Source organism: Streptomyces anatolicus (assembly GCF_019400875.1).
GTDB lineage: Bacteria > Actinomycetota > Actinomycetes > Streptomycetales > Streptomycetaceae > Streptomyces > Streptomyces anatolicus.
Window position 1 is genome coordinate 1 of the sequence record NZ_WMBF01000842.1, and the last position, 1,220, is coordinate 1,220.

Annotated in this window: 1 pseudogene; it reads right to left on the minus strand. The window is 76.8% G+C overall.

The window, feature by feature from the left end:
- Window positions 1-1,220 (minus strand): annotated as a pseudogene (locus GKQ77_RS32880) (TPM domain-containing protein); the annotation flags it as partial.

The following is a 1,220-nucleotide window of genomic DNA, read 5'->3' on the forward strand; positions in this document are numbered from 1 at the left end:
GCCGATGCCTCCGCCGATGCCGCCGCCCGAGCCGGGACCCCCGTACGGATTGCCGTAGCCCCGCACGTCCCGCTCGGCGAGCTGGTGCGCCTGCCGGGACAGGGAGTCCGCCCGCTGGGCCGCCGCGAGCGCGGCCGTGGCGTCGGCGTCCTGGGAGGCCTCCGCCTGCGCGAGGAGCCGCCCGGCCTCGGCCAGCCGCGTCCTGGCCTCGCTGCCCACGGCACCGCGGTGCGTGGTGACGTAGTCCGTGGCCGCCCCGACGGCGCTGCGCGCGGTGAGCAGGGCCTGGGCGAGCAGATCACGGGAGCGGCGCTCGGTGACCTCGCGCTCTCGGGCGCCCGCCAGCGCCGCGTCGAGCGCCGCGTCGGCCTCCTCCACGCGGCGCAGGGAGGCGATCGGGTCGCAGGGCCCGGCGGCAAGCCGGCCCCGCACCTCGGCGACCACCGACTCCGCGCGGGCGACACGGCCCCGCAGATCGGCGGTGGAGACCCCCGCCGCGGTGCCTTCGAGCAGGCCCCGCGCGTCCGCGAGGTCGGCCTCGGTCTCGGTGAGCGCCCCCGGCAGCCGCTCGGCGGCCTGCGCCAACTCGCCGGCCAGGCGGTCGACGGCGTCCACGAAGGTGCCCGCCTGGTCGACGGCTCCCTCGGCGGCCCGCAGATGGACGGCGGCCCGGCCGCTGTCGCCCGCGTCGACGGACTGCCGCGCCGCGTTGAGGTGGGTGGTGGCGAAGACGAGGCGGTCCTTGGCCTGCTCGACATGGCCGAGCACCGCCGCGCAGGCGGTTGCCGCGTAGGTCCCGCGGAGCCCGGCCAGGGTCTTGTCGGCCGCGCCGGTACGCGCCGCGACCTGCCGGAACGCCGTCTCGGCATGCTCCAGGGCCTGCGGGACGTTCTTCTCCAGGGCGCGCAGTTCGTCGAAGCCCGCGCTCTCCGCGTCCAGGCGGCGGTCGGCCTCCGTGCAGCGCGCGATGATCTCCTCCAGCATGCGGCGCCGGGTCGGCTCGTCCTCGGCGAAGGCGTCGTCCAGCTCCTGGCGCAGCCGGAACGCCGCCGTCAACTCCGTACGCGCGTACGTCAGCGCCTCACCGAAGGGCCTGACCGCTTCCTCACCGAACTGCGCGGTCGCGAAGCCCAGTTCCTCGGTGCTGGTACGGATCGCGTCGTCGGTCTCGACGAGGAGCAGCCGGGCCCTCTTGTCCAGCTCCGGCAGCGGCGTGAGCG